Source organism: Desulfitobacterium chlororespirans DSM 11544, from assembly GCF_900143285.1.
Classification (GTDB): domain Bacteria; phylum Bacillota; class Desulfitobacteriia; order Desulfitobacteriales; family Desulfitobacteriaceae; genus Desulfitobacterium; species Desulfitobacterium chlororespirans.
On record NZ_FRDN01000005.1, the window covers coordinates 443,011 to 468,460 of the forward strand.

Annotated in this window: 24 protein-coding genes; 19 read left to right on the forward strand and 5 right to left on the reverse strand. The window is 43.2% G+C overall.

The window, feature by feature from the left end:
- Positions 1 to 133 precede the first annotated feature (133 nt).
- Together hpt and guaA are read left to right on the forward strand one after the other, a co-directional pair.
- Entirely contained in the window at positions 134 to 679 is a 546-nt protein-coding gene (gene hpt, locus BUA14_RS08020) for a hypoxanthine phosphoribosyltransferase (RefSeq protein ID WP_072772114.1), read from the forward strand.
- Positions 680 to 790: 111 nt separating this feature from the next.
- On the forward strand, positions 791 to 2,323 hold the full coding sequence (guaA, locus tag BUA14_RS08025) for a glutamine-hydrolyzing GMP synthase (protein WP_072772115.1): 1,533 nt from the start codon (positions 791 to 793) through the stop codon (positions 2,321 to 2,323).
- Positions 2,324 to 2,405: 82 nt separating this feature from the next.
- On the opposite strand, the gene BUA14_RS08030 is transcribed toward guaA, so the two are convergent.
- The 5 genes from BUA14_RS08030 to BUA14_RS08050 form a co-directional block, all read right to left on the reverse strand.
- Positions 2,406 to 3,587 (reverse strand): site-specific integrase, encoded by a 1,182-nt coding sequence (locus BUA14_RS08030; protein ID WP_072772116.1) that lies wholly within the window; start codon positions 3,585 to 3,587, stop codon positions 2,406 to 2,408.
- A 116-nt stretch (positions 3,588 to 3,703) separates the two neighbouring features.
- A complete protein-coding gene (locus BUA14_RS08035; RefSeq protein ID WP_072772117.1) occupies positions 3,704 to 4,249 on the reverse strand; it encodes a hypothetical protein in 546 nt (181 codons plus the stop codon).
- A 94-nt stretch (positions 4,250 to 4,343) separates the two neighbouring features.
- Positions 4,344 to 7,481: a DEAD/DEAH box helicase gene (locus tag BUA14_RS08040; protein WP_072772118.1), complete on the reverse strand. Its 3,138-nt coding sequence runs from the start codon at positions 7,479 to 7,481 to the stop codon at positions 4,344 to 4,346.
- Positions 7,471 to 7,794 carry a hypothetical protein gene (locus tag BUA14_RS08045; protein ID WP_072772119.1) on the reverse strand — a complete coding sequence of 108 codons (324 nt, stop codon included), beginning with the start codon at positions 7,792 to 7,794 and terminating at the stop codon, positions 7,471 to 7,473. Before BUA14_RS08045 ends, BUA14_RS08040 begins: the two co-directional genes overlap by 11 nt.
- Before the next feature lie 88 nt (positions 7,795 to 7,882).
- A complete protein-coding gene (locus BUA14_RS08050) occupies positions 7,883 to 8,281 on the reverse strand; it encodes a helix-turn-helix domain-containing protein (protein ID WP_072772120.1) in 399 nt (132 codons plus the stop codon).
- Positions 8,282 to 8,450: 169 nt separating this feature from the next.
- Here BUA14_RS08050 and BUA14_RS08055 point away from each other — a divergent pair, with 169 nt between their 5' ends.
- The 17 genes from BUA14_RS08055 (at position 8,451) to BUA14_RS08140 (ending at position 24,920) form a co-directional block, all read left to right on the forward strand.
- The gene (locus BUA14_RS08055) at positions 8,451 to 8,714 is read left to right on the forward strand and encodes a helix-turn-helix transcriptional regulator (protein ID WP_018213717.1); all 264 of its coding nucleotides are present in this window, start codon (positions 8,451 to 8,453) and stop codon (positions 8,712 to 8,714) included.
- Between the two features lie 103 nt (positions 8,715 to 8,817).
- Positions 8,818 to 9,024, forward strand: coding sequence for a transcriptional regulator (locus BUA14_RS08060; RefSeq protein ID WP_072772121.1), 207 nt, complete (start codon positions 8,818 to 8,820; stop codon positions 9,022 to 9,024).
- Between the two features lie 5 nt (positions 9,025 to 9,029).
- The gene (locus BUA14_RS08065; RefSeq protein WP_084078519.1) at positions 9,030 to 9,998 is read left to right on the forward strand and encodes a DUF5131 family protein; all 969 of its coding nucleotides are present in this window, start codon (positions 9,030 to 9,032) and stop codon (positions 9,996 to 9,998) included.
- An 85-nt stretch (positions 9,999 to 10,083) separates the two neighbouring features.
- Complete coding sequence (locus BUA14_RS08070; RefSeq protein WP_072772123.1) at positions 10,084 to 10,818, forward strand: transcription termination/antitermination NusG family protein; 735 nt, start codon at positions 10,084 to 10,086, stop codon at positions 10,816 to 10,818.
- Complete coding sequence (gene recD2 / locus BUA14_RS08075) at positions 10,806 to 13,106, forward strand: SF1B family DNA helicase RecD2 (protein ID WP_072772124.1); 2,301 nt, start codon at positions 10,806 to 10,808, stop codon at positions 13,104 to 13,106. The genes BUA14_RS08070 and recD2 overlap by 13 nt, the downstream gene beginning before the upstream one ends.
- Positions 13,107 to 13,353: 247 nt before the next feature.
- Positions 13,354 to 14,562 (forward strand): DnaD domain protein, encoded by a 1,209-nt coding sequence (locus BUA14_RS08085; RefSeq protein WP_072772125.1) that lies wholly within the window; start codon positions 13,354 to 13,356, stop codon positions 14,560 to 14,562.
- 89 nt (positions 14,563 to 14,651) lie between these two features.
- Positions 14,652 to 14,855 carry a hypothetical protein gene (locus BUA14_RS08090; protein WP_072772126.1) on the forward strand — a complete coding sequence of 68 codons (204 nt, stop codon included), beginning with the start codon at positions 14,652 to 14,654 and terminating at the stop codon, positions 14,853 to 14,855.
- Positions 14,852 to 15,496 carry a metal-dependent hydrolase gene (locus BUA14_RS08095; protein WP_072772127.1) on the forward strand — a complete coding sequence of 215 codons (645 nt, stop codon included), beginning with the start codon at positions 14,852 to 14,854 and terminating at the stop codon, positions 15,494 to 15,496. Before BUA14_RS08090 ends, BUA14_RS08095 begins: the two co-directional genes overlap by 4 nt.
- A 45-nt stretch (positions 15,497 to 15,541) precedes the next feature.
- On the forward strand, positions 15,542 to 16,441 hold the full coding sequence (locus BUA14_RS08100) for a DNA adenine methylase (RefSeq protein ID WP_072772128.1): 900 nt from the start codon (positions 15,542 to 15,544) through the stop codon (positions 16,439 to 16,441).
- Positions 16,442 to 16,654: 213 nt separating this feature from the next.
- Positions 16,655 to 17,131, forward strand: a complete 477-nt coding sequence (locus tag BUA14_RS08105; RefSeq protein WP_242954592.1) for a 3D domain-containing protein — start codon at positions 16,655 to 16,657, stop codon at positions 17,129 to 17,131.
- 89 nt (positions 17,132 to 17,220) lie between these two features.
- Positions 17,221 to 17,640: a TrbC/VirB2 family protein gene (locus BUA14_RS08110; protein WP_072772130.1), complete on the forward strand. Its 420-nt coding sequence runs from the start codon at positions 17,221 to 17,223 to the stop codon at positions 17,638 to 17,640.
- A 23-nt stretch (positions 17,641 to 17,663) separates the two neighbouring features.
- The gene (locus BUA14_RS08115; RefSeq protein ID WP_072772131.1) at positions 17,664 to 18,017 is read left to right on the forward strand and encodes a hypothetical protein; all 354 of its coding nucleotides are present in this window, start codon (positions 17,664 to 17,666) and stop codon (positions 18,015 to 18,017) included.
- Positions 18,018 to 18,063: 46 nt separating this feature from the next.
- The gene (locus BUA14_RS08120) at positions 18,064 to 18,870 is read left to right on the forward strand and encodes a hypothetical protein (RefSeq protein WP_207649537.1); all 807 of its coding nucleotides are present in this window, start codon (positions 18,064 to 18,066) and stop codon (positions 18,868 to 18,870) included.
- The gene (locus tag BUA14_RS08125) at positions 18,860 to 20,899 is read left to right on the forward strand and encodes a VirB4 family type IV secretion system protein (protein WP_072772133.1); all 2,040 of its coding nucleotides are present in this window, start codon (positions 18,860 to 18,862) and stop codon (positions 20,897 to 20,899) included. The genes BUA14_RS08120 and BUA14_RS08125 overlap by 11 nt, the downstream gene beginning before the upstream one ends.
- A gap of 3 nt (positions 20,900 to 20,902) precedes the next feature.
- Positions 20,903 to 23,083 (forward strand): hypothetical protein, encoded by a 2,181-nt coding sequence (locus BUA14_RS08130; protein ID WP_072772134.1) that lies wholly within the window; start codon positions 20,903 to 20,905, stop codon positions 23,081 to 23,083.
- 1 nt (position 23,084) lies between these two features.
- Positions 23,085 to 24,443, forward strand: coding sequence for a C39 family peptidase (locus tag BUA14_RS27185; RefSeq protein ID WP_084078512.1), 1,359 nt, complete (start codon positions 23,085 to 23,087; stop codon positions 24,441 to 24,443).
- 24 nt (positions 24,444 to 24,467) lie between these two features.
- The gene (locus BUA14_RS08140; RefSeq protein ID WP_072772135.1) at positions 24,468 to 24,920 is read left to right on the forward strand and encodes a hypothetical protein; all 453 of its coding nucleotides are present in this window, start codon (positions 24,468 to 24,470) and stop codon (positions 24,918 to 24,920) included.
- Positions 24,921 to 25,450: the final 530 nt, after the last annotated feature.

Sequence of the window (25,450 nt, forward strand, 5' to 3'; positions counted from 1 at the left end):
TCTTTTAACTTTCTCTCCCCGGACTTTTGGGTTTAGATTCCACAAATCGTTCGCTTTTCGTTTGACTGGATGGAAGGCCTCTGTTATAATTTTATTTCTAGAATGACTTTTAGTTGGCGGAGGTGTTATTAGGGTGGAAGAAAAGATTGGCAAAGTATTGCTCAGCCGTGAAGAAATTCAAAAACGTGTCGCGGAGCTGGGTGAAGAAATCACCCGTGATTATAAAGGCCAGAATTTATTAGTTCTAGCGATTCTTAAAGGGGCAGTTCCCTTCATGGCGGATTTGATCAGGGAGATTAAAATTCCTTTAAAGTATGACTTTATGGCTGTTTCCAGTTACGGCGCTTCTACACATTCTTCTGGTGTAGTACGAATTCTCAAGGATTTGGAGCGAAGTGTAGAAGATCACCATATATTGATTGTGGAAGATATCATTGATACTGGCTTGACTCTGAAGTACTTAAAAGAGAATCTGGCTGCCCGGAATCCGCTCAGTATTAAGGTGGTTACTTTGCTGGACAAGCCGGATCGCCGCAAAGCTGAGGTAGTACCGGATTATAATGGTTTTACGATTCCCGATGAATTTGTGGTAGGATATGGTCTTGATTTTGATGAGCACTATCGCAATTTGCCCTATGTTGGTATTCTAAAGCCGGAAGCTTATAGCGCCGAAGGCTAAAAGAAGAAGTTGAAGCATGAACAAGAATAGAGCTTCGGCAGATTTGCCGAGCTCTTTTAAGCATACTGTTTGTTTTTGTGAATTTTTGATAAAAAGGATGGAGGTCTAAAGATGGCTCAAGAACTCGTGTTGGTTCTGGATTTTGGTGGCCAATATAATCAGCTGATTGCCCGGCGTGTCAGAGAAGCTCATGTGTACTCGGAGATGATATCATATAAAACACCTGTGGAGGAAATTAAAGCAAGAAACCCCAAAGGAATTATTTTTTCCGGCGGACCAGCCAGTGTCAATCAAGAAGGGGCCCCCAAGGTGGATGAGGCCATCTATGCATTAGGCATTCCCATTTTCGGTATTTGCTATGGTATGCAGTTGATGACGGTTCAGCTAGGTGGAAAGGTAATGCATCCCGAAGTTCGGGAATATGGCAAAGCCATGCTCCATGTGGATCAGGCCAAGGGTCTGTGGAAAGGCCTGGGGGGAGAACGCCAATGTTGGATGAGCCACGGGGACTCAGTCACTGAGCTTCCTGAAGGCTTCGTTATCGCCGCTCATACAGACCACACCCCAGTAGCTGCTATGCTGGATGAAACACGTCATTTTTACGGAGTACAGTTCCATCCGGAAGTAAAGCATACCCCAGAAGGACAGGCCATGCTTGAGCACTTTTTATTTGATATCTGCGGATGTCATGGGGATTGGACTATGGAATCCTTTATCGATGCTCAAGTCAAAGCCATTCGGGAGAAAGTGGGAGATCGGCAAGTTCTCTGCGCCCTCAGCGGCGGTGTAGACTCCTCTGTAGCAGCCGTTCTTGTTCATAAGGCCATCGGCGACCAACTGACCTGCGTCTTTGTGGATCATGGCTTTATGCGTAAGAATGAGCCGGAACAGGTCAAGAAGATTTTTACGGAGCAGTTCCATCTTAAGCTGATTTTTGTGGATGCCCGGGAGCGTTTTATGGCCAAGATCGGCGGAGTATCCGATCCTGAGACCAAACGGATCGGCATCGGCAATGAGTTCATCCGCCTTTTTGAAGATGAAGCCCGCAAATTAGGGCAGATTGATTTCTTGGTTCAAGGCACCCTCTATCCGGATATTGTGGAGAGTGGTACGGATACCGCCGAAACCATCAAGAGCCATCATAATGTGGGCGGACTTCCTGAAGATATGCAGTTTGAGCTGATTGAGCCTTTGGATATGCTTTTTAAGGATGAGGTTCGTGAAGTAGGTGCTGAATTAGGTATCCCCGACGAGATCGTCTGGCGGCAGCCTTTCCCCGGACCGGGACTGGCGATTCGCATTATCGGCGAGGTTACGGAAGAAAAGCTGGACATCCTTCGGGAAGCTGATGCCGTCATCGTGGAAGAAATCCGTAATGCAGGACTCTACAAAGAGGTATGGCAATCCTTCGCTGTACTTCCTACCATAAAAAGCGTTGGCGTCATGGGAGATGGCCGGACTTACGCCTATCCCATCGTTGTCCGCGCCGTGACCAGCGAGGATGCTATGACAGCGGACTGGGCAAGACTTCCCTACGATCTGATGGAGAAGATCTCCACCCGCATTGTCAACGAAGTGAAGGGTGTCAATAGGGTAGTGTATGACATTACCTCAAAACCTCCTGGGACCATCGAGTGGGAGTAAGAATGGAAAAGCCGGAAACCAAGCATTCATGCTGGTTTCCGGCTTTTTATTTTGTCCGTGATACTATTTTGATACTATAAATTTAAATCATCTTTGTATCATGAAAAATGCGTTCAGCTTGCAAGCTCTCAGCAACTTCCTGTTCATTATATACTTCTCCGTCATCATCTATCGGTATTCCATTTTGGACAATTCCGTTCTGATGCTTACTGAGTTCGCGAGCAATGTCTTGCCCTTTATTTGGGTAGAGGTGAGCATAGGTGCGGTTTACTTCCTCTGGAGTATCTCCGATTCGTTTGGCGATAGCGTGGGTGCGGTATCCCAACTCGATCAGCAGAGCCACATGAGAGTGCCGAAGGTCGTGCACCCGGATTCTTTCCACACCAGCCTTTTCAGAAATTCGGTCCAATTCTTTATTAAGCGCCGTCTTAGTGAAGTAGAAGATTCTATCATCTGGAGTTAGACCATAAAGGGCATCCATGTATTGCTTGAGTTCTCTGTAGAGAAAATCTGGTATTGATACGACGCGAACACTATTTGCAGTTTTGGTGTCGTCAAAAACGTCTTCACCGTCCTCGCGCTTGAATGTTTCGGTGATATTAAGAGATTGTATCTCGTTAAGCACCTTTTTGGGGCTGAGGGCTAGGGCTTCTCCCGAGCGGATGCCTGTCCAAAATAATGTCATGAAAGCGGCATGATAGGCTGGTGAATCCTCGCAGGCTATAACCTCATTGAACTGATCTAACGTCCAGAACTTCATTTCATCAGCACGTTTTTTTCCGATTGCTTTCACTCGGGTACATGGATTTTTTGGTAGATTGTAAAATTCTACTGCAAAATTCATTATGGCACTCAGCTGGCTGTTGATGGAGCGAAGATACGTTGGTTTGTATGATTTTCCGGTTTTGGGATTTTTCTTTTTCAGCATAAGGTTTTGCCAGCGCCGGATGTCGGCGTTTGTGATTTCGGAAATTATCATAGACTTAAAGACCGGCAGGACGTGTGTTTCGATCATGCTTTTCTTTGTACCCTGGGTGGAGCCTCTGACCCGGTGCTCGAAGTCTTCATAGTAAAGCTCGACCAGGGACTGAAATGTCATGTTGGGGCTGCCGCTGGCTTTAAGTAGAAATTGTCGTTCGAATTCCTTGGCCTCTCTCTCCAGTCTGAATCCTCTTTTTAGTTTTTGCTTATACTCACCTTTCCAGTCCGTATAATAAAATTTAGCATACCAGGTGCCGCGCTCTTTATCTTTATATGCAGGCAAGGACATCTCCTCCATATATGTTCTTATTGCTCATCATGGCATTTAGAAGCCACCATATTTTAGGCTTAGAATAAAGACCGTTTATTGCTATGTGTTTAAGGATGTAAGAAGTGTGATCAAATATGAGGGGAGGTATAGCTAGTCGTGGGCAATATAAGAGCAAAGTCCTCTACATTTTCTAGATTTAAGTTCTGCTTTACAGGAATGGCGTTTTCTTTTTTCTTATCAATAAATAGTAAATAGTCGTTTTTATTTGCATATTTTCTAACGGTAAAGCTAATTGATTGAGGTAATTGCTCATATGCTCCCTTTGCTTGTAAATGCTTGTCAGTGAAGTATATGATTTTACTGTCTGAAAGCTTTTGGGAATCAACGAGAATTAAGGCAATGACATTAAGTATTCCATTTTTGAAATTTGACTGCAATCTCTGAACAATTTTTACAGATAAGTTGAAACTCCAGCTAGACGCATTCTCCTTTATGTCTCGTTTTCCTTCAGACTTATGAGTGCGAAGTATATATGAATATTTATCAGTCGTGATCATAAAAACTCTTTTTTCTTCAGAATCCTCGATAAGAGAGGGTCTATGTTCTTTATTACTTGTTAATAAATGTGACAATACGGCTCCATAATAAAAATCAGCATTAGTAAGTTTACCCATGAATTTTCCTCCTTTAACAAAAATGGAATAATAAAAAAACTACCTTAAGCTTATAAAAAACAGCAATATCTTTGTAACCAAAAAAATTACTTTATCACTGGAGTTCCAAGTATTTACATGTCTCCTGAACATAAGAGATGTTTCTCCATATATCGTAATCTCCAATAATGCCCAAACGGTATCTCGCACGGGAGACAGCGACATTGATGATGTTTGGTTTTTTGCCTACCCACCTCATAGCTCCTTCACCGCTTTGTGCATCGCAGCCGAGAACCAATAAGACCTCGTTTGCTTCTTTGCCCTGAAAAGTATGAATGGTACCACAATGTTTAGAAATCCAAGCTGTAATGTCTTCAGCATCTGTTTGGGGCAGTGTATTTTTAATTATCAGACGAATGGCAGCTTTCAATGCCCAATCTACTGTAGTAAAGGGTGTAATAATATACAGATCAGGCAGCCCCTCATAAACATCTAAAGATTGTCTGACCAGATTAGCCACAAAGCGAATTTGTTGAGGAACAGTATGATTTGAATCGCCTTTTTCTGCTCCTTTGATATCAAACCACGCTGATTGCTCAAGCAAGAATTTTATCTCAGGAGCTGGAGCTTCAGTTTGGTTGAACATTCTGCCGTTATACGCCACATTATTGGAAATTTGGAACATGGGATAAAGGCAACGACGATGTACGATCAACGGACATCCTAGCCATACACTTTCTCCATTTATGTCCCGAAAACCACCATAAGGGTTTAACTGATCTGCCAGACTTTGCACCGACAACTCTGGTATCCGATAGTCGGGCGGAATGTTATTTTCATCGGCAAAACGTTTGCTCAGTTCCTTAGGAATAGTAACAATCGGCTCGATTTGTAACGGATCACCTACAACAATGGCTTTTCGAGTCCGCCATATTGCACCCAAAGCACTTTGAGGGGTAGCTTGTCCCGCTTCATCGATGATTAGGAATCCTAGTTCTTCAGCTGGGATGTCCTCTAAAAAGGTTTGTACTGAGGAAAAGGTCGTTGAAACGACTGGAATCACCAGAAGTAATGTGTTGAGCAGATCTCCATGGGCTGCTTGGCAATCACTTTTAATAAAATTACCATCCCACATAGAAAGAAGCCGCCTCAGATTTTGTTTAACGGAATTGCTGGATAACACAAATGCTTTATGTAACATGAGTGCTTGATAAAACAGCTCTTCTCTTAATTTATCGTATTCAGCATGAGTCCAGGGGCAAGCTATCTGCGAGGATTCATTTTCGGTAATGTTTTCCCAGAAAAAGATGTCCGCCCAATTTTTACCGAATAGAGACTTGTAGGGGATAATGGATTCACAGATGTCTTGTAATCTCTGGTTTGCGAGCCTTAAGTCATGTTCAGCTGACTTAAGACGTGTGCCTGCTTTATCTACAGCATCCTTTTGTGTTTGGCAAAGAGTTCTTTGTCGGGTAATCTGAATGATTGTTTCGTCAGCGTTTTGTTGTGTTTTCAACCATTCCTTGATGACGGAATTATTTTTAAATAATCTCCAAAGTATCCGTTTCCAAAACGATAGACTGGATTGCAATGTTTCAATGTTTTGTCGCTGCAAAGCCAGTTTTTTTTCTAGCTTAGTCAAGGCTTCTTTTTGGGCCTCTAAGGTCTCCTTTTCGCGGCTATGCTCAACAGATGCCTTGTCCACCTTAACTTGTGCATCCATTTTAACCGTTCTTGCATTATTTTCTTCGACTAACAACGTTTGCGCGCATGCAATATCTTTTTGTGCATCATAGACAGCCTGTAATGCCGTGGCAAATTTCTGTCGAGCACTTTGCCAATCTGGGCGCTTCCCTTTTGCTGCCTCATCAAAGTATTGTTTAAGAGTCACATTGTTATCTGCGCCCCTTTGCCCTGTCCAAAGGTGCGTCTTAAGTTCTTTGAGATTTTCTTTTTTGCCTAACCTGGCCGAAATCAATCCCCATGCTGGCTCGTTCATATATTGGGTGGCAATATCGGCAAAATAAGTATCCTCAATTGCACACGGGCCTGTTCTGGAGAAGCGTCCGGTTCGATCTTTTTCAATGGACCTAGGCAGCTCTTTAGAGATGTTTTCAACTGCTGTGTTCCCATGAGATGCTACGATCATGCCATAGGCAGATAGATTCTTATCAAGCTTATAGAATGTTTTAGAATATTGATCAGGAGGGTTTTTAAAAACATCCTTTTTGAATGCTTTTTCGGGGTTATCATATTCAGACATTAAGATAGCTCTTTGGATGACGTTTGAAACCACGATTTCTTTGACTAAGGTAGTTTTCCCTGTCCCAGGAGGGCCATTGATTGAAAAGATATTTTGTTCATTGGAGATAGCAAGATTGATTCCTAGCTGCTGCATTAAGCTTGGGGTGTATGGAGAAGGCCATACTCCAAGTGGAAAAGAATCTGCACTCAGCCATCGTTGCATCTGCTCAACATCGGTATCAATTTGTATGCGCTGCGTTTCAGAGTCTTTTTTTTCCAACATAGCTTGTACATAAGTATTGATTTTTTGTGTTGGAGACTTTTGGATTTTTAATATATCATTTAGCAAAAAGCTTGGTAGCAATTCAGTGGAGGGATCGAGTGGTGGAAATTCACCTTTTTGATTGGCGTACTGAATCTTTTTTCGTGCCCATAGAGCAGAGGTATGCAAATGGTCTTTGATCTTAAGCACTGTACAGACCGAAGAATAAAGTGTAATTAAGGAGTTTTTTGATATCTGTGGAGCCTCTTCACCTGTATAAGCTTGCGAAAGCTTGTTATCCAGCTCTTGTTGTAGTGTGTCTAATTCGGCCAGAGATAATTTTTTATTAAATGATCCTGCACTAACTAGCTGGCAGATAGCCCAAACAAAGCTGGAAAGGGCAAAGGAGCCTACAACATATTTCCCGGTTTCGTCTACTTTAAGGGCGAAGAGACAAGATTTCGAAGTATCACGCTCAACATGGTTATTTTTTGATTGAAGGTTAAGCTCTTTTAACATCCATTGAATGAGGTCTCGGGAGAAGGTTTTACCAACATAAATATCATAGCTTGCCCTGATTTTTGGATTGCGTTGAGGTTGAAGCCAGGGTGTAGCATTTTTAGATAAGTCAATATCTTGTGGCTTAACCGGCCAGCAGGGATTATAAAATTCTAGCTGGTACCAGTAGTCCAAAATTTGTAATGATGATATTTGATTACCTTTGTATGAATTATTTTCAATATCCATAAGCCCTCACCGTTTCTTTGGCAAACCAATCAGCGTTTATTTCAGCTTCTTCATGTTGCATATCCAGCCCAACGACATATCCGGCCCGTGGAAGATCTTTTTCAATATGTTTAATCTCATGCAGGAAAACCCTGACCTGAGCCGACCAGTTTAAGCTAGAATTAATGACAATATGATAGATGTTCTGACGTGATTTATAGACAAATGCAGCGACCTCTGGGCAAAGCTCTACCTGATGTACCAAGATATTATGGGATAAAAGGGCATCAGCGGGATTATCACTTTCGTAAACATATTGTACTAAAGGACTCATAAGCATCACTTCCTGTCTCATTTTGTCGAACATGCTATGAATGACAAAAACTACTATCGGGTTAGCGACAGTAGTTCTTTTTTCTATTCTATTCTCCGGACTCTTCGTCTTCAATGGCTTTGATAACCTTAACAATCTTTCGGATGGACTGTGGCGAGAGGTCCTTTACTTGTTTAAACATGAGCTGTAAATCTTCGCGCTCAGAAAGCTCATCCCAAAAATTAGCCAGTTCCGGGTCGTCAGTGATGGCGGCTTTAATTTTATCATTCGAGCTGATGGGGTTTGGAATGTCAGAGTTGCCAAGAAGGTAATCAGTAGTAACGCCGAAATATCCTGATAGTCTAGAAAGAGTTACAAAATCAGGTTCGCGTTTTCCTATCTCGTACAAAGATAAGGCAGATCTTGAAATCTGAACCAGATCAGCTAACTCATTTTGCGTTAATGCATGTCTTTTTCTTAAGTAGATCAGTCTTTCCGAAAACGTCACAATACCACCACCAATAATAAGGTTTGTTGTATTTACTATACTACTCTACAAAATGTAGCAAATAAAGTTAATGCTACGAATAGTAGTAAAAACTATTGACAGCTTCATAGCGTAGCAATATAATATAAACAAAAATGCTACATTATGAAGCTGTTCAGGGGGTGAAAAGATGCGAAATGTATTAATTCAATTAAGAGAAGCAGCAGGTATAACGCAACAGGAGGTCGCAGATAAAGTTGGTATTTCGCGGAGTTTCTATGGACACATTGAAAATGGCACAAGAAACCCAAGTTATGGGTTAGCACGCAAAATATCAGAATTATTTGATGCAAATATGGAGTCTATTTTTTTTGATTTGGATTGCTTCAGAATGAAGCGAATAGAAACAATAGAAAATGCTTCTTACAAAAATCAACACTTGTCCATATCTTAACACATCGATGACCAGATTATTCACGAACTCTGTCGATTTACGCACAAATGATCAAATGCTCAACATAAGAAAGGACGCGTTACAGATAAAAAGGAGGAGGAAAATGGAATTCTATCAGGTCGACGATGTTATGAAAATGCTTGGGATTTCTCAATCAAAGGCTTATGGAATCATTCGAGATCTAAATAAAGAGCTGAAAGCGAAGGGCTACATAATCATCAATGGTAAAGTTCCCAAGATTTATTTTGAGGAAAGGTTATATTGCTCAGGTTCAAGCAAGAATTCACAGAAGCTAAAGGCTGCGAGGTGATTGTTTTGAACAAAAGCAAAATTGACTGGACCGATTATACATGGAATCCAGTTACCGGCTGTTACCATACTTGCCCCTATTGTTATGCGAGACGGCAATCGGCCCGATTCGCAGGGGATGTACGCCTGAACTTGGCGGACCCGCGCTGCGAGCGGTATCAAGGCCAAGAAGGCTTTTATATCCTACATGAGCCATTCATAACGCGCAACGAGCGTTCTATCAGCTATCCTTTTGGATTCGCGCCTACGCTGCATGAGTACCGTTTTGATTGGCCGGGGAAGGTCAAAAACGGAGCCAACATCTTTGTAGGAAGCATGACAGACCTATTCGGATACTGGGTGCCGGATGAGTGGATTCAGTTGGTTTTCACCGCCTGCGAGAGGTTTCCACAGCATAATTACCTTTTCCTAACTAAGAATCCAAAACGGTACTCCGCGCTTGCACGGGCCAGGAAGTTGCCGAGCGCAGATAACTTCTGGTACGGGACTACGCTCACGCATGAGGGGGACGATGTCTACACGCCAGTTGGAATAAACACGTTCCTCTCGATAGAGCCGCTTTTGGAGCCGATTAGCTTCACTGTATCGGGAGACCTATCTTTCAAGTTTAGTTCGCCCTGGGTAATTGTTGGGGCAGAGACGGGAAGGCGAGAAGGCAAGGTCGTCCCGGAAAAAGCGTGGATAAGGGACATCGTCAATCATTGCCGGGAAGTCGGGACCCCGGTATTCATGAAAGAATCTCTCCGGGAGTTGATGGGGGAAGAATTCCTCCAGGAGTTTCCTGTCGGTCTGCTCCGCAAAGAACCCAGCCTGAAACTAAAGAAAAAGTTGTGGGAAACCTGCAAGTTCTGTGGAGTAGAGAATCCTAAAAAAGAAATGATCGCCTTGCTTTACCGGAAAAAGCGTGGTGAAAGTGCAAAACGATTGGGATACGCATGTCCGAAATGTTTCAGTAAGCTTGCCCAAGCTAAATAGGTAATTCTGTGCTCACGAATAGGTTTCGTTAGCACTCAACAGAACTTTCTTTATTCTTTATAGCGGTTTATAAGGAGGAAAAAAGATGGGGTACACGTATGCCATTCAGGTCCGATCAGGTTGTGAGCTGAAAGTAAAAGAAGGACTAATATATCTTATGAAAACTATGGGAAATCCCGGGATAGTGGCAATCCACGCATTAGAAACCTTTGAGCAGACTATATCCCAAACCGGTAAGTCTTATCACCGATGGAAAGCAAAGGTGGCGGGATACATATTTGTGACGGTAGAGGATTCTAATGCACTTCGGATGCCCAACAAGGTATGGCAGTTAATCAAGCGTATCCCTTTAGTGGTTAATATTTTAGATGCTTATATTAATCCTAAAGACTGGGATACATTCTTTAACGTGATAGAGGATATTGAGCCAGAGGTTAAAATCACAGAGGTTAAGGAAGAGGTTTACGAAAACTCCGAATTAAACCGAAATAAGGGAAAAGGCAAGGAGTTCCGAGAGTTCACGCTGATGGAATCTCTTGAGGTCGATGTTAAAGAAGACGAAACACAAGAACAGCGACAAAAGCAAACAGTTTATGTCTCACAAGATGTCCTTGCTAATAAAACCATTGACTCTATTGTGCGGACAATCAGGACGGTTACTAAAATGCCACTCAGCCTATACCAAATATTATTTGAAGATCGGCGGGAGAGTCCGCCCGACACGGAAAGTCCATCAGCTAAAAAACCAACCATCGTTCAAACTGTAGCTGCCGGTGTTAAAAATGGTTTGTTAAGGGTGGTGGAAACATGGCGGTACTAAGCAGCCCGCAAAAAACTGAAACTGTTCGATTAAAAGGAACCATCAAAAAGATACTTTTTCCCCGGCCAGTTAAACCGGATACAGATTTTATGATTGCTATTCTTGCCGGGCCAAGTGACATTGAGATAACAATCAAAGGGAAAATGTGCGGAGTACATGAAAAAGACGAATTGCTCATCGAAGGCCATTGGGTGAATGATAAAAAACACGGGTTACAAATCGAGTTGTCCGGCTGGGAAAAGCCCGTACCAACAACAAAAGCACAAGCTATAACGCTCCTTAGTTCAAGTATTATTAAAGGCTGTGGACCAAAAACTGCAAATTTGATCGTAGAAACTCTCGGTGACAACGCGATTGAAGTCATCATGAGAGATGGCGCAGCATGCCTTTTTCCAATTAAGGGCGTAGGTAAGAAAAACGCCACAAGAATCGTGGAAAGCCTTTCTGAGAATTTCAATGTGCAAAACATAATCAAAAACCTGGGGCAATACGGAGTCACGGTAAAGATGGCGATAAAGCTACATCATCTCTACAAGGGAAATGCAGTTCCTGTAATCCAAGCGAATCCCTATGAGTTAACAAACCTTAGTATGGTTGGCTTTGATGCAGCAGACAGTATCGCTAAGAAAATGGAAATAAGTGAGGACTCATCATTTCGGTGCCAAGCTGCAATACTCTATGTTCTGCGGCAATATGAAGGGCATTGCTACACGGAAAAAGGCGATTTAATCACGGATGTTCTCAACCTATTGAACAAACGCTCGTTAGTAAAAACCCTTGGTAAAGAAGATGTTGAGAGCGCTCTTTATTTTCTTTCTAAGGCTTCAAAGATAGTTATTGATTTCAACAGGATTTATCTAAAGGCTCTTTATCATCATGAGTGTACAGCGGCTAGGAAAATAGCGGAAATGGTTACAAGCTCTGCTGTAAATATAAGCAAAGCACGAATCGCCCACGAAATAGTAAAGTATCAAACTCAAAACCGCATTATCCTAAACGCAAAACAACAAGAAGCAATCTATACCTTTTTCTCTAAGAATATAATGATCCTTACTGGTGGTCCCGGAACGGGAAAAACGGCTGTTATCAAAGCGATAGCCCATATTTATAGGCAAGTGTTTCCCAACGATAAAGAACTTATTCTTTGCGCTCCTACTGGGCGGGCCAGCCAGAATTTGCACAAAACCTCTGGATTTGGAGCGAAAACAGTTCATCGTGTATTAAACTGGGGAATTAAGACCACAGCTGAGAATGAAATAACGCCTGACAAAGCACTAAAAGACGAACTAAATCCTCTTGAAGAGGACTTAATCGTGGACGAATGGTCTATGGCAGACATTGAATTAGCCAGCAGTACCCTTCGTGCTATACCAAAAGGGGGAAAAGTGCTCGTAGTCGGCGATCCCGATCAACTCCCTTCCGTTGGTCCTGGAGCTGTTTTACGTGACATGATAAACAGTCAGTGCGTTCATCGAGTCCATCTTGATGAGGTGTATCGGCAGGCTAAAAATAGTCAAATAACGGAAAATGCCTATCGAGTCAAAGAAGGCCGGATGATAGATCTTGACTCCAGCCGAAAAGATTTTATATTTATTGAACGACCGGATGCTGCTTCAACGCAGCAAATGATTTTAGCCTGTGTGAAAAGATTGCTGGAGAAAGGATATCGCCCTGAAGATATACTCGTGCTGTCTCCGATAAAGAAAGGAACGGCAGGGGTGGAAGCCTTGAACGATGCAACAAGAGCACTCGTGAACCCGGCAGATAGGAGAAAAAAAGAACTAGCGATAGGTAGTAAACTTTTCCGTGTTGGGGATGTGATCATTCAAAACCAGCGAAACTCGGTAGCCAAGAATTTATATAACGGAACCATGGGAACAATCAAAGCAATCTGTTCCAATCCAGATGATCCAGAGAGCAAGGAGGAAGGACTGCTTTGTGACTTATGGGGAGAAGAAGTTTTTTTGACAAGGGAAGACATAACAGAGTTTGACTTTACTACCGGGTATAGCATCACAATTCACAAATCTCAAGGAGGACAGGCAAAAGTTGTTATTTCACCGATTTTGACGAATCATTTTATCATGTTAACCAGAAACAATTTGCTTACGTCCATGACAAGAGCAGAAGAAATGATGATTTTGGTCGGACAAAAGAAAGCTGTGGCAATGGCGATTAAGAACGATACTCCGAATCTTCGCCGGACCTATCTATCGGAAAGAATACGGAAATGCGTTGGAGAAGAGCAGGAAAAGCAGCATAAAGGTGTTGTGGGAAGCCTTTTTTAGTGATCCACTGTTTCAAAAAACTCTCAAAAGAATTGGAGGTGTAAAGATATGATGGGTTGTAGTTGCGCAGAGTCATATGACGAAGACACTAATAGATATCAATGTGCTGTATCTGGTTGCGATTGTGTATTCTTGGTTCCAAATTCAAAGAGATGTGGAGAAATGTACGGAGAGGGACCAGATGCAGACCTTTACCATCAAATAACATCAAACCCCGTGATAGAAAGGGGATAGGGGCTGAGGAAGAATGAAACATACCGGTTTTTTTGATGAGCTAAGCAAACGATCCCTTGAATTTTACCGTAAAGAGGAAGAACTGAAGGAACAGTTTCTGCAGCTACCACGTCAATTTTATGAGTGCGAATTTTATAGGCGGTATCTGACCCCCACAGACAGGGAGCTGTATTCTTTTTTAAAAGACAGGATGTTTCTCTCCCAAAAAACAACCGCTGACGGAGATCCGACCTTTGTTGACGAAAATGGATATATCTTCCTTGTTTTTTCTAGAGAAGAGGTAATGGATAGGCTTGGGATATCTAAGCCTACTGTGGTCGCCTCATTTAAGAAACTAAGTTTAGTAGGTTTAATCTATGAACGGAGGATGGGGAATCGCAGAGCAAACAGAATATATGTTTGCAAGGTGAGATACATGACGAAAGAGGAAGCAATTAAAGAGATCGAGGAAACGGAGGCAATTTTGCATGCATCGGATAAAAAGAAAAAGCTGAAGTCAAGAAAATTAACTTCAGAAAATGAAAAGCTGAAGTCAGAAAAATTAACTTCAGAAACAGAAGCCCTAAGGTCAAAAAAATTGACTTCAGAAACAGAGGGTCTGAAGTCAAAAAAATTAACCTCAGAAAGTACTCTGAGGTTAAAAAAGTTAACCTCAATTGAGGTAAAAAATTTTTACCCTATTAATACTGAGTATAGTAATACTGAGATTAGTAGTAGTAGTACCCTTGCGGGGGACAGCCAATTTTTGTCAGACAAAATCACTCCTGGTATCTCCCCTCCAGCCGCCAATCTCCATCCCACAATATCGGCTGGGGCGGAGGAGGTTCAAGATCAAGATGATAACGAGATCGTAAAACTCTACGAGGATAACATCGGGCAGCTTAACCCAGTCTCACTGGATAAGCTGATGACGTATTGCAAAGAGCATGGCAAGGATTTCATGATTGCCGTGATTGATTATGCTGCCAGCAATAATGCAAGATCGATAACCTATATCGATAACGTGATCGAAAATCTAGCTCGGGCCGGGGCCAATACACCGGAAAAAATAGCAGTTCACCTCGCAAAATACCGCAACGAGCGCAAACAGGCACGGGAAGCATGGCGTCAAAACAGACACATTAAGCAAAAACAACACCTGAAAGTATATGGTATGGTCGGGGACAAACAGGGTGATGGCAAGCCTAAGCCCGGGAAATACGAGGACTTTTATCTTAGTTAACTCCGGTGAAAATGCACCAAAGGAGGAGGTTTAAGAATAGTGTTTTTTCCTTATTTTAGGATTTTCTGAAGATGGAAAGGAGAAATAATATGCAGTATGCGACATTTAAGGCTCATTGCCCCTTTGAAATCGGAGATAAGATCCGCGACGAAAAAAGCGGAGATTCTTACACGATCACAGATATTGCCTGCACTCATTTCGTGAAAACAAACCGAGTCGAGTTCCAGTATGAATTAAATGATTCCGGAAGATATGTCGGGATAGCGGTTCCGGCCAACTGGATAAGCATATGATGGGAAAAACGCATATTGCCATCGGTTTACTCGCAGCGACCTTTGTACCGACTTCTGGGGCATCCGGGACAGTCCTACATTGGCCGGGATTTAACAGCCTATTCCCTTTTGTAGTTTCGCTAACCGCAGTAGTTGCAGGGAGCCTTGCTCCCGATATTGACCAGCCGGGTAGCAAAATAACCCAAATAGCTGGTCCATTTGGGAAAAACCGTATCATGGCCATGCTTGGAGGAGCTATGGCAATCTATCTTAGCGGAAAAACTAAGGGCGTAATCGGAAGTGTAGAACTGAGCACAATTCTTATTTTGATAGGAATTAGCTTACTTATTATGGCCTTTATAAGGCACAGGGGAGTGACACACTCGTTAATAGGAGTGGCCATTGCGGGTCTTATGGTTTCTGCTGTCGAGAACACGGGGGGATACCAGCAATACATTGGTATCCCTATCGTTATGCCATTTCTTATCGGCTATACGTCGCACCTTTTAGCGGACTTTGTTGCTGGAGGAATACCACCTTTATATCCATTTGTAGAAAAAAGGATTAAACCGCCTATTAGTATTGAAACGGGTAGTATTTTTGATGGAGTAATCGGTGTCATGGCCTTTTTAGGAGCGGCGTTTCGGATGTTCGGTAACTGAACGAGCGTTATATTTTATATTAAGGAAAACAAAGGGGAGAGCAGTATGGGTGCAAAACCATTTGTAAAATGGGCAGGTGGAAAAGGCCAATTATTGTCAGAAATAAGGAAGTCTTACCCGATGGAATTAGGTAAAAGCATTACAAAATATGCCGAACCTTTTGTAGGGGGTGGTGCGGTACTCTTCGATATTCTGTCCAACTATGATGGGATTAAAGAGGCATATATTAGCGATATGAACCCAGAGTTGATCAATACATATAAGGTCGCTCGTGATAACTGTGAAGAATTAATAGATAGTCTCAAGGTTTTAAAAGGTGAATTCATGAGTACACCAGGGGGTACAGTGGAGCAAAAGAAATACTTCTATCAAAAAAGAGAAACCTTTAATGCGCTAAAGGTAAAGAGTGATACGCATACAAATATCGAGAAAGCGGCACTGTTTATATTTCTTAACAAGACCTGTTTTAATGGCCTATATCGGGTTAATCGCAGGGGCGAATTTAATGTCCCTATGGGTTCGTATAAGAATCCTGCAATATGTGATGAGGAAAATCTGAGAGAAGCAAGTGCATTGCTGAAAAGGGTGACAATAGTGTGTGGTGATTATAAGCAGTCCGAGCAATTTATTGATGGAAATACCTTCGTGTACTTTGACCCGCCTTTTCGCCCTTTAAATAAAACGGCAAACTTCAACTCGTATACTGAAGAAGGCTTCCCTGATGAAAAGCAGATAGAGCTGGCTAAGTTTGTGAGTATCCTTGTGGGTAAAGGAACAAAAACCGTGGTAAGTAATTCTGATCCCAAAAATGTTAATGCTGAGGATAATTTTTTTGATGAGCTGTACGCCAAGTTTAATATTAATAGAATTTCTGCAACCCGAATGATTAACTCAAGTGCTACAGGACGAGGGAAAATAAGCGAACTACTTATAACAAACTTCTAAAGAATTACAAAAAGAAAGGAAGGATCGAAGAATGTGTTATTGCCGTGTCTGTAGGGCGCAAAAGTGTATTTGCGATAACTGCAAATCTAAAAACACCTGTCACTATCCGGTCTTTGACCTGTGTAGGTGGGTAAATCTTGTAGGTCTTGCCAGGAAAAAAGCCACGAAAAGTGGTGGTCATAACTGAATCGCAATATAGCTGCCATAGCGTGCTTGGTCCTACTGCTTTCATCTACAACGGTTATGACCACGAATATATCGGCAAAACAGGTCCGGTCAGACTCAATCGTTGTTGCAATGATTTCTGAAGCACAAGGCTCAAACACAGATTACCATCAGCCGGATACAAAAAACGAAATCAGTAGGGGGGACATCCCCAAAATTGAACGGCGGGTTATGGTCATCACAGCGTATACAAACCATGATCCCGGCATGGATGGGCTCGGGATAACAGCGAGCGGCGAAAAGACCGTTGAAGGGAGGACAATCGCGGCACCGCCTGAGATACCTTTTGGGGCACAGATATATGTACCGGAGCTGGGAAAAACACTCACAGTAACAGATAGAGGCGGAGCCATTAAGGGAAACAGGCTGGATCTGTTTATGGAAAACCGAGAAGATGCCCTTCAATTCGGAAAACAGACGCTTGAAGTGGTCGTTAGGTATGAAAGGGGAGATGTGAACCAATAAAACAAACGATCAAACACTCGAAGAGAATCTCCAATCCATTAATCATTAAAAAACCCAATAGAACTTTACACAACGAGGAGGAAAATATTATGTTTTTTACACTTAGAAAAATCAATGCGTTAGGTATGCTTGTCCTTACCATCTTGATGCTGATGCCACTATCGGTTCTAGCTGTCCCTCAGCAATCAATTCCAGTTTCAGGTCAGATAATGGTTGCGGATATTCTAACAGATGTTAAATCTGCACAGGGGGCCGGTGCTGTTGATGCGGTGACAGAAAATGTAACAAAAGCCGGGGATAATGTCGTTACTTCGTTAAGAATAATAGCTGTAGTTGTCGCCGTCATCATGTTTATCTTTGTTGGTTATGGACTATTGATTAGTCCCAACGTCAAGACCATCGCCGATATGAAAGGGCGTGTAGGGGCATTGGTGCTTGCTATAGTCATAGCCTTTATGGCGGAAAAAATTGTTGGGACTTTATTTAATTGGCTTGGTATAACAATTTAGAACCGGGAAAGCAGGGAGACTAGATGTATAGAGAAACTCACGAATTACCCTATCAATCGGGCCTGAAAGAGAAATTTTTCTCCTTAGGCCCTTTTTCTTTTTCATTGGATGAGTCCATATGGATAGCTGCCGGGGTGACAATAAGTTATCAAATGACCGAGTATATTCCACCGATAGGTTTTTTAACTTTTCCATGGGGATATGTGCATTATTTTATACCTACGCTCTTAGCAGCCTTTTTCGCACGAGCGAAACATCCAGCGACCGGGAAAACCCTTGTGCAATATGCAATCAGATGGATTCAAATCAGAGTCAGACAGAGGGTGTTTTATTATCGCAAAGTTAACACGGTGAAGGGAGGAGATCGACATATCTAATGTATATATGTTAATAGCAACCCTTGGAGCAGTCTTTTTAATTCTCATGGCACTATCAAAGGCAAAAAATAAGTCTACGGGCGGCAAAACGGGGAGGAACAAAGAACCGATCACGACACAAGCCCTTTTTAGTCAGAGCAAAGACACTATTGTGTCCTCAAATGGAATCATTGAGGTTGGAGGGATCTTTAGAGCTTGCTTATACGTAACTCAGGCCAATATGAGAACCACGTCGGAGTCTGAGATGGCGCAACGATGGATATCGTTTCGTGGCTATCTTAATGAGATTGGTTTGCCCTATTCATTTGTTCAGTTGTCTCAATTTGTGGATGTCCGTGAGTATGCCCAAATGTATCAAGAGAAGATTGAAAAGGGCCGCCTCACACCGGAGCTTCAAGCAAGCGGGCAGGGAGTGGTAGATTTTATAAAAGGCATGGATGAGGATAAGAATTCCAGGGACTATCATGGCTATATAGTTTTTCAATACGACCCGGAATCTGATTCCATTGACTCCGGAGTTGCCACAGGAAATGCCACTCTTGATGGATTAATTAATAAAATTTCCGGTAAAAAACCTATGTCTAGCGAAGAACGAAAAAACTTGTCACGAATGATTCTAAGCGAGGCGATCAACATAACAAGAAGTTATGCCGAACAGATGGGGATTTCATGTTGGATGTTAAAGCGTGGCCAAGTTTACGGGTTGACTCATAAAATCCTGATGAAAGACAATGCCAGTTTTTCCAGTCCTGAAGAAGCCAGTGAAGCCCAGGCGTTCACGACTTTTTATGAAAGCAAGACAGCAAGAGCACTTGCGGAAGATTTACAGGAGGATTTTGATAATGCCATTTAAGGTAAAAGAACGGTCTGAAACCAAAACACCACAAGAACCAGCGGAAAAAGAAAAACGCACGATAAACAACAAAAAACAACCGGGGTTATGGGATGGTAAACCCGAACCCATCGACTTTGTTGCCCCTTCAGTGGTAAAAGAACTCCTGCCTGCGGATATTTCGGATGGGGTAGTAGTTGGTGAATACATGGTCGAGATTGGAGGGACATCAACATTCAAGAGATACTATCGCTCATTTTTCGCTGAGATTATGAGTGGTAACACATGGGCCGGGATGCTGGATGACCTGGCAAGGGGTAATTTCGGTGACGGGGATATAGATATCGCAATCCATGTGCGACCATCTTCAAATGATATAGAGTTGCAGGAACTTGGTCGCCGGTTAAAAGGGCTGCTCTCAGATATGGCGTTAGAAGGTGATCCATCTAAAGTAGACACTATGAGAGATGAAGTCAATGATATTAAAATCCGACAAAAGAAACTGAGGAGGGAGATTGAACGCTCATTTAAAACATCTATTCAGGTTATCGCTAGCGGGACCGATCTTAAAAGCTTTAAAATGTATTGTAATGCCTTGATTAAGCGGTTTGCAGGTAAATCCATCTATCTTCGTCCAGCTGATGGAAAACAGTTAGAGGCTCTACAAACCATTATTCCGATATCACCACCACAGCAGATATATAAGGAGCATTTCGTTACTCTGGAATCATCAAACTTGGCGGATCTTTTTCCTTTCGCCCAAGGGGGCATTACGCATAAAACAGGGGTAATCCTGGGCATAGATGGCCTGGGCCGACCGGTCTATTTCGACCAATGGCATCCAGCACTACCTTGCCAGCATATGATTATTCTGGGTCGAAGCGGAGCCGGAAAAACCTATACAACCCAAGTGATTATGCACCGTAGTATGCACATTGGCCGACACATTGCTGTAGTGGACTGGAAGGGTGAGCATAAGGAATGGTTCATGCTCTGCGGTTTGCCTTATATCGAATTCAGCGAAAAATCACCAAACAGAATCAATCCCTATGACGTAGAGATAAGCACTGATGTGGATGGTACACGTTATATCGACATTGAAAGTGCGTCCAATAATGTACAAGCTCTTGTGTTTAAAATGATTGCGACGTATGACCGTAAGGCATTGACAGGCCGGGTAAAAGTATATATCGGGGAGGCTATCCGTAAGCAATATGCGGATGCAGGGATTACCAAAGATCCGAAAAGTCTATATCAAGCAGCTATCAGCAGCTCCAACATTTCTACAACGCGGAAAAGGGCTATGCCAGAACTGGGGGGATTATACAAACACATGGAACAAAGCGACTTAGAGGAGGTACGACAGGCTGCCGAACTGCTGAAACCTTTTACTCATCACGGAACCAGCCCTTCTTACTCCATTTTTGACGGCCAAAGTACAGTTGAGCTTAAAGGCTTCCCTGGGTATGGTTTCGCAGTCAACCGGCTGGACAAGGACATTATGAGACCTATCGGTTTAACTGCAATCGCTATGTGGCTTAATGAGAATTTTGCTAAAGCGGATGTCAGTCAGGAAAAGATCATTGTGATTGAGGAGGCACAGAACATTCTTGATGATCCAGACGTAGGCGGCCCCTTTGCTGAGGCTGCCTATCGAGAGTTTAGAGCAACAAATACCGGAATGTGCGCTGTTACGCAAGGCTTAGAAGTCTTGAGACGGTCCAACGCCGGAATAGCGGCAATTAAGAATTCACCGATTAAGATTATTGGTAAGCAAGAAGATATTGATATCCAGGTTATCTCAGATGAACTTCGGCTATCGGAAGGAGAGGCCGGATTTCTCCTACGAGCCAAAAAGGGGGAGGTAATCATGCGGATTGAAGATGAATCGGACATTGTCTATATTCAGGCATCAGATCTTGAACACGTCATGTTTACGACCAACCCCAACGATCCGGCCTTCTGGCAACGCAAAGAGATGTTAAAAGCCAAGCTGGGCCAAGAGTCGCTACAAATGGTGCCGCTGGACGTAGGCCAAGAGGAGGTGTAGAGAATGCCTCAATTTTTAGCAAAAGCCTTAGCCAAAAAACGCAAACGCAAACGCAAACGCAAAGGAATTACCGTTGTTTTATTATCGGCAATGCTTATTTTAGCTCTCAGCTCAGCTGCATTTGCTCTGGGAGGTGGCAACGAGCTTGAGGTATCATCGTTGCCTCTTCCTGGTTATCTTGATGAAGAGCAACCCAATCCATTTCCTGATATCCCCGGACCGGTTCATTCAGTGCCCGGTAATCAACAGCCTATATCCTCTGATGGCTCTGGCGAACCTGATGAACAGCAAACTGTCCCATCGGTACCTAGTGAACCGCAACCTTTACCCTCACACAACGCCTTGTTGAACAACAATGATATTCGGGATCTCAACGAGGAGAATCCACCAAGCTATGGAGAAAGGTTTATTGCAAAAATCATAACAAACGCAACGAATTGGTTAATGCATATCTTCAAGTTAGACGATCCCATGATACTGATTTTTGGGTATGACGCACGTGCAGACAAAAGCGATTCATTTTTGGCTAATGGTCTATACGGTTCAATAATTAGTGACCCGACACAGGCCAGTCAAGTTGTTTTAGGGGTGTTTCCCGGTTATTATTTCAAGGCTATCGCCTTTCTCTATGACGGATTCACAAAGCTCCTGCCAATACCTCTTGTTATCGCCCTAGTCGTGCTAGCTATAATATTTATGCTGACTTCAGGAACAGTCGAAGGTAGAGGAAAGATAAAGGAGTACGCACAAGCCTTCATCGTTGCGCTACTTTCCTTACGGTTTGGGGCGTATATTTGGTCAGCGATTATCTCAGTCATCCATTTTTTCATAAAGCTCATTTGGGCTAATATGTTGAAGTACGGAGTAACCCCCAACTTTTTTATGAACATGATATGGGGGGATGGGCAGGCAGGATTTAACGCTGCCATGCAGTTTGGGTCATTACCACTGGGTATACTGTTGCTTCTGGCAGCATTGATGGTTTTGGCATTAAATTATCAGTATGTTATGAGGCTCATCATAATGGGGGGATTAATCCTCCTGTTTCCCGTTGTTACTACACTTTCGGTTTTCCCGCCCTATCGCCATGCTTTGCAGGTTTGGATGAAAGAATTTGTTGCTAATGCACTATTGCCCCTTGCCCACGCCTTGGCTTTGGGCGTGTTTTTTATGGCTTTACAAGCACCTGGCATGGGGGAATCGGTAGCCTTTTGGCTTATGCTGGCCTATTTGGCCGGTCTGCCAACGATCACGAATCTAATTCGAGAACTATTAGGGCTGCAAGGTGGATTTCGCGGTGGAGCTATCAGTGCTATGGCTGGTGCAACAGGAGCATCCTCACTGGGCAGCTTGGGCTTTATGATGTTAGCCCGCCGTTCAGGCGCAAGCAGATACACTGATGGAGGCAGTGGTGGGCATGATACTGGAACAAGTGATGAAAGTATGTCTCACGGCGGCGGTAAGCTGATGGGAGCAACGTCAGGTGTTGGGAAGTTTGCCCAAGGAGCGTTCAATACAGGTAGTGCAATCGCAGGAAATAGGGTAATCAGGGCCTTGGCCGGAGGAGCTGTTAAAGGAACTACGATAGCGGCAGGTGGGACTTACGCAACTATGACCGGCACTAATCCTGCAGCAGGGATGATGATCGGCTATGGCGCAGGAGCCAAGCTGTCCAAGGCAGGAGGCTCATTAGTAAACGCTACCGGTTCTGGTGTTCAAACGGTCGCACAAAGTATATCGGAGAACCATGGAGTTAGAGCAGGACTTGCTGATGCTACTCAGCGTATAAAGAATCAATCATTAGAAGAAGGCAATGGTCTTGCACAAACGGTCGTTGGCATGCAAGACAAAGTAAATACTGCATTTAGGATGGCGGGGCACGAAGGACCGTTTGCAGCTCCCAGCTTCGTAAAGGAAAACCAGTTGAAAATTAGAGAAACCCAAAGTAAAATGAATGAACTTAGACCAGACATGAACTTTGCCAAAGCTCAATATGAACAGAGCCGGTCAAAATATGGGGATGATTTTCAAACGACGATTGAACATAAGGAGCAGTACTTAGGCCTTAAAAAAGCTTATTCGAGGCACGAGTCCGACTTAAATCTTGCCCAAACTCGATTGAAAACCCCATCCGAACTAAAGGCCCATACAGAGAGATATTCCATGTCCAGAGGGAGGGCCTAAGATGCTGGGGAAATATGCTAAAAAGCGGGCAATTAGAGCCGGGAAAGCAGTTGTAAAAAGGATATTAAAATCTACGGCACCCTTATGGGTGCCGGTATTGATCATCCTGCTTCTGGCCTACTCTGCATTTATCATCCTCTTTGAGCTGCCAAGAGAAGCACTCGCAGACTCTCAACTTGGGCAGTTAGCGAAAACCCAATCCTTTTTAGGGCTGACAATAACAGATTATGCAGAAGAAGGTTCCTTGGTAGATGCCGAATTGCTTACTAGGTATAAAAAAATAGCGAACTCGTGGGACAATGGCTTGACAGATGAACAAAAGAAGCAGGTTCAGCGTTACAAATTCCCTTATACTATCTTAATGGCCGTTGATCGTGTAGTGAATGACGAAGCGATATGGGACAGCAAGCAGAATGTCCAGCCCCAGCCGCAAAAGGTATTTGATTCCTTAAAACCAATCTTTTACTGGCGGGAATCAATCATCACTACTGTAACTGTGTCAGTTGATGGGAAAGGAGGCGTATCAACCAGTACATCTGAAGAAAAAGTCCAACTGCTTACCATGGCAGAAACATTTGAGGGGACATACATCCCTGTGTACGAATGGGACACAACCACGTCAGGAGACGCAACAGTAACCCGCGAGGTGCTAAAGGATACCACCCCGCCGGATACTTACTATATTCCATTAAAGGATTACTTGCGTGAAAAGAGGGGGATAAAAGACGAGGATACGTTTGAATTAGTTCAACAGCTTGCTATAGCTTACTCCCCCGAAGAATACCTTCAGATCTATGACACAGTGATGGACATGGGGGATCTGCAAGAATATCCGCCTGGAAATGCCAATATACCGTACTATAGCCAAGCAGATAAACGTTGGGGATCGCTCCCTTACGGGAAAGTCGGAACAATTTATTCCAGCGGCTGCGGCCCAACAAGTCTCGCTATGGTCGTGTCCGGACTGACAGGGCAAGCCATTACGCCGGATATCGTAGCCAATTGGTCTGTAAGGAATGGCTATCGCATTGAAGGAAACGGTTCTGCTTGGGCCTTAATGACAGCAGGCGGTGTAAACTGGGGGCTTAGGGTCCAACCGATTAGCCGGATGGATGGCGCAAGTATAGCACAAGCCCTTTCAGAGGGCCGTCCTATAGTCGCCAGCATGGGTAAAGGGAGTTTCACTAACGGAGGACACTTCATCGTTCTAAGGGGGATAACAGAGGCGGGAAAGGTATTGGTTCATGATCCGATCTCTGTCGTGAGATCTGAGCAAGAATGGGACTTAAGTTTGATCCTTAGAGAGTCATCAACAAACGGAGGGGTACAAGGCAGCCCTTTCTGGGCATTCAGTCGATAAAAAACAAAAAGGTGGTGCAAAAAAATGCTTAAAAAATTCACATATGCAATCTTACTTGTCCTTTCACTAACTCTTACAGGTTTACCAGTATTGGCTGATATACAAATAGAAGAACAGAGCCAGTCAGAGGGGCCAGCAGAAGCAGAATCTTCATCAGGCCCATTTTCGGCCTTGGTAGAGAATAATGGAGCAGGAGTACAAAAAATTGAACCAATTGACTTTAAGGCGTTAGGGGAAAAGGCTGTGAAATTTGGTAACGATAGTTATAGCCTTTTTCTTAATGGAAGTGTTCCGCTTTTTGTATGGGCTATAGGTTTGTCACTTGTATTGATCATGTTAGGGATCTTCTTTGGTAAGAAGATATTGGGATTAGGTATTGTCGGTGTGTTCATTTCCTTTGGTGTGATTTGGTTTTTAAATCACCTGCCGCAAATTGCAATAACTATAAAAGCCTGGGGAGGAAGTGGCGTGAATTAATAGAAAAACTCTGGCAGTAGCTATTTTTTAAAAGAAATGTGGTATACTAAAATCAAAAGAGGAACCATGCGTCAATATAGTTCCTCGTAACAGCCGCTTGAAGAGCGGTCGGCTTAAAAGTTTAAAAGTTTAGATGGATAGACCGCATCACTTTTGCAGGGGAAGCGGTCTATTTTCGTTTATCGGAGGTAAGTAGAGAGCCGATTCATCCTCCACAGGCGGGGGATGGCTTTATGGGCATTCAAAACCCCTAGTATTTGGTAGAATATTCCGATATAATAGAATCAGTCGTAAAATTCTTGTTTCAAAACTTGAGTCAATACCCCATGCCTAAAGGCAGGGGCTTGTCCTGGCGGAGGCAAGGGAAACACGTTGACTAGACTCAGCCCTTAGAGGGCTACGCGAATCTGGCTAAAAGAACCTCCTGGGTACATGTCCCAGCCTGGGGAAATTCGACAGAACCGCTTAATGTCACGATAGGCTTAGCCTATCTAAGCCCGACTTGCCTTGTCGAGGGACGCTCAACCGGT

What these genes read in the sequence shown, in the direction of transcription:
- guaA (WP_072772115.1), top strand. Translation starts at nt 791, where the DNA reads ATGGCTCAAGAACTCGTGTTGGTTCTGGATTTTGGTGGCCAATATAAT.
- BUA14_RS08035 (WP_072772117.1), bottom strand. Translation starts at nt 4,249, where the DNA reads ATGGGTAAACTTACTAATGCTGATTTTTATTATGGAGCCGTATTGTCA.
- BUA14_RS08040 (WP_072772118.1), bottom strand. Translation starts at nt 7,481, where the DNA reads ATGGATATTGAAAATAATTCATACAAAGGTAATCAAATATCATCATTA.
- BUA14_RS08045 (WP_072772119.1), bottom strand. Translation starts at nt 7,794, where the DNA reads ATGAGTCCTTTAGTACAATATGTTTACGAAAGTGATAATCCCGCTGAT.
- BUA14_RS08055 (WP_018213717.1), top strand. Translation starts at nt 8,451, where the DNA reads ATGCGAAATGTATTAATTCAATTAAGAGAAGCAGCAGGTATAACGCAA.
- BUA14_RS08060 (WP_072772121.1), top strand. Translation starts at nt 8,818, where the DNA reads ATGGAATTCTATCAGGTCGACGATGTTATGAAAATGCTTGGGATTTCT.
- BUA14_RS08070 (WP_072772123.1), top strand. Translation starts at nt 10,084, where the DNA reads ATGGGGTACACGTATGCCATTCAGGTCCGATCAGGTTGTGAGCTGAAA.
- recD2 (WP_072772124.1), top strand. Translation starts at nt 10,806, where the DNA reads ATGGCGGTACTAAGCAGCCCGCAAAAAACTGAAACTGTTCGATTAAAA.
- BUA14_RS08085 (WP_072772125.1), top strand. Translation starts at nt 13,354, where the DNA reads ATGAAACATACCGGTTTTTTTGATGAGCTAAGCAAACGATCCCTTGAA.
- BUA14_RS08090 (WP_072772126.1), top strand. Translation starts at nt 14,652, where the DNA reads ATGCAGTATGCGACATTTAAGGCTCATTGCCCCTTTGAAATCGGAGAT.
- BUA14_RS08095 (WP_072772127.1), top strand. Translation starts at nt 14,852, where the DNA reads ATGATGGGAAAAACGCATATTGCCATCGGTTTACTCGCAGCGACCTTT.
- BUA14_RS08100 (WP_072772128.1), top strand. Translation starts at nt 15,542, where the DNA reads ATGGGTGCAAAACCATTTGTAAAATGGGCAGGTGGAAAAGGCCAATTA.
- BUA14_RS08110 (WP_072772130.1), top strand. Translation starts at nt 17,221, where the DNA reads ATGTTTTTTACACTTAGAAAAATCAATGCGTTAGGTATGCTTGTCCTT.
- BUA14_RS08115 (WP_072772131.1), top strand. Translation starts at nt 17,664, where the DNA reads ATGTATAGAGAAACTCACGAATTACCCTATCAATCGGGCCTGAAAGAG.
- BUA14_RS08120 (WP_207649537.1), top strand. Translation starts at nt 18,064, where the DNA reads ATGGCACTATCAAAGGCAAAAAATAAGTCTACGGGCGGCAAAACGGGG.
- BUA14_RS08125 (WP_072772133.1), top strand. Translation starts at nt 18,860, where the DNA reads ATGCCATTTAAGGTAAAAGAACGGTCTGAAACCAAAACACCACAAGAA.
- BUA14_RS08130 (WP_072772134.1), top strand. Translation starts at nt 20,903, where the DNA reads ATGCCTCAATTTTTAGCAAAAGCCTTAGCCAAAAAACGCAAACGCAAA.
- BUA14_RS27185 (WP_084078512.1), top strand. Translation starts at nt 23,085, where the DNA reads ATGCTGGGGAAATATGCTAAAAAGCGGGCAATTAGAGCCGGGAAAGCA.
- BUA14_RS08140 (WP_072772135.1), top strand. Translation starts at nt 24,468, where the DNA reads ATGCTTAAAAAATTCACATATGCAATCTTACTTGTCCTTTCACTAACT.